Annotated in this window: 6 protein-coding genes; 4 read left to right on the top strand and 2 right to left on the bottom strand. The window is 64.0% G+C overall.

The features are described 5' to 3' along the window. The first annotated feature begins 2 nt into the window (after window positions 1-2). Window positions 3-1553, top strand: coding sequence for an MASE1 domain-containing protein (locus DBR20_RS10425; RefSeq protein WP_258223292.1), 1551 nt, complete (start codon window positions 3-5; stop codon window positions 1551-1553). A gap of 106 nt (window positions 1554-1659) precedes the next feature. On the opposite strand, the gene DBR20_RS10430 is transcribed toward DBR20_RS10425, so the two are convergent. Then, entirely contained in the window at window positions 1660-2079 is a 420-nt protein-coding gene (locus DBR20_RS10430) for a hypothetical protein (RefSeq protein WP_229980637.1), read from the bottom strand. Window positions 2080-2418: 339 nt separating this feature from the next. Here DBR20_RS10430 and DBR20_RS10435 point away from each other — a divergent pair, with 339 nt between their 5' ends. The 3 genes from DBR20_RS10435 to DBR20_RS10445 all read left to right on the top strand — a co-directional run bounded on the left by DBR20_RS10435 (window position 2419) and on the right by DBR20_RS10445 (window position 5959). Beyond that, window positions 2419-3972, top strand: a complete 1554-nt coding sequence (locus DBR20_RS10435; protein ID WP_258223293.1) for an MASE1 domain-containing protein — start codon at window positions 2419-2421, stop codon at window positions 3970-3972. Window positions 3973-4068: 96 nt separating this feature from the next. Beyond that, on the top strand, window positions 4069-5412 hold the full coding sequence (locus DBR20_RS10440) for a diguanylate cyclase (RefSeq protein WP_100464430.1): 1344 nt from the start codon (window positions 4069-4071) through the stop codon (window positions 5410-5412). 85 nt (window positions 5413-5497) lie between these two features. Further along, on the top strand, window positions 5498-5959 hold the full coding sequence (locus DBR20_RS10445; protein WP_025875341.1) for a bacteriohemerythrin: 462 nt from the start codon (window positions 5498-5500) through the stop codon (window positions 5957-5959). Here DBR20_RS10445 and DBR20_RS10450 read toward each other — a convergent pair. Then, on the bottom strand, window positions 5960-7185 hold a 1226-nt coding region (locus DBR20_RS10450), incomplete at its 5' end, for an MFS transporter (RefSeq protein WP_181393067.1).

The following is a 7185-nucleotide window of genomic DNA, read 5'->3' on the forward strand; positions in this document are numbered from 1 at the left end:
GTATCCGCCCGGCGGGCCTTGCGCTGGCGGCTCTCTACGCTGTCGCGTGCTGGGCCACATGGCACCTTTCCGTGGATCAGTTCTTCCTTCCCGCCGGAATCCGTGTTGCCGCGCTTTTGTTGACCCCGAAGCGAATGTGGCCCTACCTGATCCTTGGCGAGTATGCCTACTTCGCCCAGATGCGCTACCCGATGATTGAGGACTATGGGATGGCCTGGGTCATTGTCGGGTCCGCATGCCTGATCCCAGCGGTTGCGCTGATCGTCCATCTGCATCACAAACTGATGGCCTTCACCACCGAAAGCTGGCTGCTTTCGATCGCAGCCTCCGCCGCACTGGTCGCCACCGCACTCAAACTTGGCCTGATTCACATGCTATGGCCAGTTCCGCCCAGCATGCCGTTCTACACGAACGCCATGTTGTATGTGCTCAGTGACTACATCGCAATCCTCACTGTCGCGCCGCTGGCACTGCTCTGGATGCGCCGGCGCAGCCATTACGACTGGACGACCTGGCGACGCCACCCGACCCTCGCTGCATTGGCTTTGTTGGGCGTACTGGGGGCCCTGCTGATCCTGGTCAGCACGCAGGCCCATTCGGCGCGAGCGACGCTGCAGCTTCTGCTGGTGCTGCCTGTCATCGCACTCACCTGCATGCACGGTTGGCGAGGAGCGGCCGTAGGGGTTCCGCTCATGAACATCATCCTCAGCCAGACCATGCCGACAACCGGCTTCCCCGGTTCATTCGATGAGACCACCTTCTTTACCCAGCAGATCATTGCAATCACCAGCACTGCGCTCATTGCGCTGGGGCCGCGCATCACCCATCACTACCATCAGCATGCGCCGGCGCCGATGACGGCATCGCGTGCCAGTGCATTCTCGCGCTCGGCGCACCTGGCCAACGAGCAGGACCTGCGCGAACGTGCGCTGGGCCTGCGCCAGATTGCAGATGACATCGAAGAGGCACTGGGAGAGACCGTGCAACAGCTGAAGGCCGATGGCCATGAAGCCCCGGCCACTGATCTGCTCCGTGCCTTCTCCCGACGCTCCCGACGGTTCCGTGAACTGACCAGCATGGTCTATCCCACGGAGCTGGAGCATGCGGGCCTTTATGTCGCCCTGCGTGCCGGAGGCCTCAGCGAAACCTGGAACGCCAGCCATCGGATCGTCCGTCCGATGCTGGGCGGGGATCCATGCCAGCTGAGTATGGGGCTGCAGCTTGCGGCCTACCGCACCTTTGCAGAAGCGGTATCGCTTTTTCTGAAGGAAGAGACTGGCCAGATCCAGATCAGCGCACGCTGTGGCCGGTACAAAGGTGTGCGCGGCATCGTGCTCAATGTCGCGCTGCTGGATCGACATCGCACGCTGGCATCCCGGACCATGGAGCGCGCCATTGATCGGCTCTCGGCCCGCGCGCATGCCTATTCGGGAAGCGTGCAATGCCGGGGCCACCGCATCACGATGGTGTTGCTGGATACTGCAGGCGAGGCCGAGCGCGGAACGCTCCCAAACGAGCGAAGCGATATCTGCGTGACACCCACGCGGCAGTGACCGCAGGCGGGCGGCCGATAACGCATGCGGCAGCCGCCCATGCCCTGCAACGGCGTCTTCTGCCTCTACAGGGCAATCCACGGGCAGGCCACCTGCATGCGACCCGTCACTTGCCGCTGGCAGCGGGTTCTACAGCCCAGACTGCGCCACGCCCCTCTCCGTAGACAACCAGAGAGAACTCAGGCCCGCGGAAAACAATGCTGCCACGCGCATTCTTCGGCAGGGCCAATGGCTTGGAGGGCAATGACACGCGAGCTGCGGTCTTGCCAGCAGGCAAAGTCCAGAACGTCGATTCGATGTTGGCGACGATCAGATTGACCTGGCCAGTCAGGTCATTGACCTGGTAGTACGACACCCCATCGCGCTCGAATGCATAGACAAGCCATCCCGGGTCCGAACTGAGATCAAGTGCCGCAGGCTGGCTCTCACCCAGACCAGCCGTCGCCAGCGGCACTCCCTGGCCGCCGCCCGGACAGCAGGCAATTGCCAGAGCCGGAACTGTCAGCAGCACGACAATGGAAGTCATCTTCGAGAATCGAGAAAATCCCACAGGCATCTCCATGATTGAAAGGTGGATAGCATCCAGTCGACACAAGCCTGACTTCGATCAGACAATTCAATATCCCTTGCCTGACCCGCTGGCGATGCTAATCATCGCGAAGCAGGAGGCCTTGCCAGCATACCGGCGCCGCCCCGAGGGTGCCATTCACGCCTCCGAGCGCCCGATCCGATGCGAGCACCGGCAGAGTTTCCGTCCATACCGTTGCACGTACATCGAAGTACAGCTACTTTCGCCGCTGGCCCGCTGCCGCCCCGAGGTAATGTGAGCGTTGGTCGTTTTCCAGCCCATCCGAGATGGAGCGCTGTGAAGGATAGAGTTCTGTCCGGCATTCCAGTGCACCCGGCGGGGCTTGTGCTGGCTGCGGCGTACGCCATAGCCTGCGTTTCCAGCCGCCAGTTTTCCCTCGACCAGTTTTTCCTTCCGGCCGGCATCCGTGTGGCGGCGCTGTTGATCGTTCCCCCACGCCTGTGGGCCTATGTGCTGCTCGGCGAGTTCGGCTACTTCGCGTATCTGCGTATCCCTACGATTGAACGCTACGGCCTGGAGTGGGCCATCCTGGCCTCCACACTGTTGATGCCGATGGCGATGCTGGTGGTTCACCTGCACCTGAGGAAAGCCATATCCGAGGCGGCGACTGGCCTTTGGCTGCTTTCTCTTTCAGTCTCGACAGCGCTTGCGGTCACCAGCATCAATCTGAGCCTTTCGCGCCTGCTTTGGCCGAATCCGCCCCCGGATACGTTGCTGGAAGCTGCCGAAAGAGTTGTATTTGGTCATTTTGCGGCGATCATCACCTTGGCCCCGTTGGCCCTTCTGTGGGCCCGCCGCCGCTCCGCCCCCCCATGGCACAAGGAGTTGCGCATCCCCTCCCTCGTGGCCATCGCGCTGATGCTGGCTCTGGGTCTCTGCATGCAGTTGATCCCCACGGATGCCCATTCCACCCGTACGCATGTTGTACTGCTGGCGGCCCTGCCTGCCATCGCGTTGGCATTCATGCACGGATGGCGTGGCGCAGCCATCGCGATTCCGCTGTTGAACCTTCCGCTTCATTTGGCAACTCCCAGCACGGGCCTACCAGCCTCGTTCGACCTGGGCACGTTCGCCACCCAACAGAACATGGCGGTCATGAGTGTCGCTCTGCTCGCACTGGGATCCAGTATCAGCTATCACCATCAGCGCGCCCGATCCCGCAGTCTGGCAGAGGAAACCACGTTGCGCCTGGCGCGCAGCTCACACCAGACCAGTGAGCGCGAGCTACGTGACCGGGCCATCCACCTCAAGCACCTTGGCGAAGGCATGGACAGCTCGCTCGACGAAATGGTCAGCTGGCTGAAGTCGCAAGGTCACCACGCTGTGGCCAACGGCCTGCAACATGCCTCGTCCGTGCACTCGCGCCTGTTTCGTGAACAGGCAAGCCTGGTCTATCCCACGGGACTGGAACAGGTCGGGCTTTATATCGCGCTGCAGGGCGGCGGCGCGTACGAGATCTGGAGCAACACCCACCGCGTCACGCAGCCCCGGCTGACGGGCAACCCCTGCATGCTCAATGTGGACCTGCAGCTGGCGATGTACCGCACCCTGATCGAGGCGGTCTCACTGCTGCTGGAACTGGAATCCGGGCAGGTCTGCGTGCGGGCCCGGTGCGGCAACTCAGGCAGTCGCCGTGGCATCGTGGTGGTGGTCTCGCTGCTCGACCGGCGCTGCGTGCTGTCGACCCGGACAACCCAGCAGGCTGTCGAACGTCTGGCCGGTCGGATAATGGCCTATGGTGGCTCGGTGCATTGCCGCAGCAACCGGCTTCGTCTGGTGCTGCACGAACCTTCCACGCAGCTTCAGTCGGCGATCATACAGCCGGCCTGAGCCGATGTCCGTCGGGCCAAGTACCCTGCCCGGCTAAAGTTACGCCCGAAACCGCCGCTATCCGTGCCAAGACTTTCCCACATGAGCCACCGCATCATGCCCGTCCTGTCGCAGGCCGCTCTGGATGGCGACCTGACCGATCCCCTGCCTCAGCGGATCCTGCTGGTGGAAAACTCGCGCGCGTTCACCGGCATGCTGCGCGAGGCAATCGAACAACGCCTGGAGCTGCCGGTGGTGGTGGCCAGCTCGCTGGCCGAGGCCGACCGGCTGCTCAGCACCGAGGACGGCTGGTTCCTGGTCCTGACCGGGCTGGTGCTGGCCGATGGTGACCGCGACGCGGTGGTCGAGTTCTTCCTCAAGCGCAACCTGCCCACCGTGGTGGTCAGCGGTGTGTATGACGAGGACCTGCGCAAGCGCGTGCTGCAGCAGCAGATCATCGACTACGTGCTGAAGAACACCCCGGGCAGCATCGACTATCTGGTCTGGCTGGTGCAGCGCCTGGAACGCAACCGGCGCATCGCCGCACTGGTGGTGGACGACTCGCCGTCCGCGCGTGGCTATGCCGCCGCCCTGCTGCGCATGTACGGCCACGAGGTCTACGAAGCGGCTGATGGCAGCGAAGGCCTGGCGGCGATCGAGGCGCACCCGGCGATCCGCCTGGCCGTGGTCGACCAGGAAATGCCAGGCATGCAGGGCGTGGAGTTTACCCGTCGCCTGCGTACCCTGCGTTCGCGCGACAAGGTGGCGGTGATCGGCATTTCCGGCAATACCGATGCGTCGCTGATCCCGCGTTTCCTGAAGAACGGCGCCAATGACTTCCTGCGCAAGCCTTTCTCGCGCGAAGAGTTCTTCTGCCGTGTGTCACAGAACGTCGACCAGCTGGAGCTGATCGGCACGCTGCAGGACCTGGCCACCCGTGATTTTCTCACCGGCCTGCCCAACCGCCGCTGCTTCCTGGAACAGAGCCAGCGGCAGCTGCCGCAACTGCAGTTGCATGGCCAATGTGTGGCGGTGGCGATGATCGACATCGACCATTTCAAACACATCAACGACACCCACGGCCACGAAGCCGGTGACGATGCGCTGCGTGCGGTAGCCCGTGCCGTCGGCGACCACGCGCGCAGCCAGGACCTGATCGCGCGCTTCGGCGGCGAGGAATTCTGCCTGCTGGTGCCGGACATGGAACAGGACGAAGCGCTGCTCTATTTCGAGGAGCTGCGCCAGCGCATCGCCGCGCTGGAAGTGGACATCGGCAGCGCCACCCTGCGCATGACGGTCAGCATCGGCCTGTGCTGCCTGCGGCCGCAGCGTGATGCGCTGCACCGGCTGATTTCCGAGGCCGATCGCCAGCTGTACCTGGCCAAGGCCGGCGGCCGCAACCGGGTCAGCTGCACCACCGTTGCCAGCCCGTTGCGTCCGCGCGAGGCTGCGCTGTCCTGACCGGCATGCTTTGATCCAGATCAACGCCGCCTGCGGGCGGCGCCTCTACAGTCGGCCCCGACATCAGCATGAAGGGGAGCCGGGGATGGCACTACTGGTCTGGCAGGACGATCTGAACATCGGCATCGATGTGATCGATCAACAACACCGCCGCATCATCGAGATGCTCAACCACCTGCACGTGGCGCAGACCAGCCTGCAGCGCGCGGCGGTAGGCGAAGTGATCGACGAGGTGGTGGACTACACCATGTCGCACTTCGCATTCGAAGAAGAACTGATGGAGGAAGCGGGCTATCCGTTCTGCGCTGCGCACAAACGTGTGCATGAGGTCTTCATCAAGCGGGTATCGGAATACCGCATGCGCTTCCAGGCCGGCGAGGACATCAGCGACGAGCTGCGCACCATGCTCTCGCGCTGGCTGTTCAATCACATCCGCGGCGACGACCAGGCCTATGCCGAACAGGTCAAGCAGCACCTGAACCAGTTTGCCCGCGAGCACCAGAGCGGCGGCTGGCTGGGCCGCACGCTCAAGCGCTTCTTCGGCTGATCAGTGCTGGCGGCGCTGCAGCGCCAGCAGCGCACACAACGTGACCACCGCGGTCAGGCACAGGTAGTAGCCGACCGCGACCAGCCCGTAGCGCTCGGCCAGCCAGGTAGCCAGATATGGCGCTGGGGCGGCGCCAAGAATGCCCGCCAGGTTGAACGACAGCGAGGCACCGGTGTAACGCACCTCCACCGGGTAGATCTCGGCCAGGAAGGTGCCGCAGGGGCCGTAGGTCAGCCCCATCAGGAACAGGCCCAGGCACAGGAACGTCAGCACCAGCCACGGGCTGCCGGGCTGGAACAGCGGTGCGAACAGCACACCGAAGCCGATGATCAGCAGACTGGCGATGGCCATCGTGCGGCGGGTGCCCCAGCGGTCGCCGTAACGTGCCGACAGCGGGATGCCGGCGGCAAAGAACAGCATCGCCACCATCTGCATCAGCAGGAACTGTTCGCGGCTGTAGCCGAGCACGGCGGTGCCGTGGCCGAGGCTGAACACTGTCATCAGGTAGAACAGCACGAAGGTGGCGAACGCACCCAGCGTGCCCAGCAGCATCGGCAGCGGATGGTCGCGCAGCACGGTCCACATCGGTAGGCGCACCGGTGCCTTGCGCTCCAGCGCGCGCTTGAAATCCGGCGTCTCGTGGATGTTCAGGCGCACCCACAGGCCCAGGCCGACCAGCAGCGCACTGGCAACGAACGGAATGCGCCAGCCCCATTGCAGGAAATCGTCCTGGCCCAGGCAGCGACCGAGCAGCAGAAAGATGCCTGCCGAAAGCAGGAAACCGATCGGTGCACCCAACTGCGGGAACATGCCGTACCAGGCGCGCTTGCCCGGCGGTGCGTTTTCGGTGGCCAGCAGCACCGCCCCACCCCACTCGCCTCCCAGGCCCAGACCCTGGCCGAAGCGGCACAGGGCCAGCAGCGCCGGCGCCCACAGGCCGATCTGCGCGTGGGTCGGCAGCAGGCCGATGGCGACCGTAGACAGGCCCATGGTCAGCAATGCAGCCACCAGTGTGGCCTTGCGGCCGATACGGTCACCGAAATGACCGAACACCGCCGAGCCCACCGGGCGCGCGATGAAGGCCACCGCGAAGGTCGCCAGCGACTGCAGCAATGCTGCCTGGTCACTGCTTTCCGGGAAGAACAGGTGCGGGAACACCAGCACCGCGGCGGTGGCGTAGATGTAGAAGTCGAAGAACTCGATGGTGGTGCCGATCAGGCTGGCCA

It is taken from the genome of Stenotrophomonas sp. HMWF023, assembly GCF_003060985.1.
Classification (GTDB): Bacteria; Pseudomonadota; Gammaproteobacteria; order Xanthomonadales; family Xanthomonadaceae; genus Stenotrophomonas; species Stenotrophomonas lactitubi.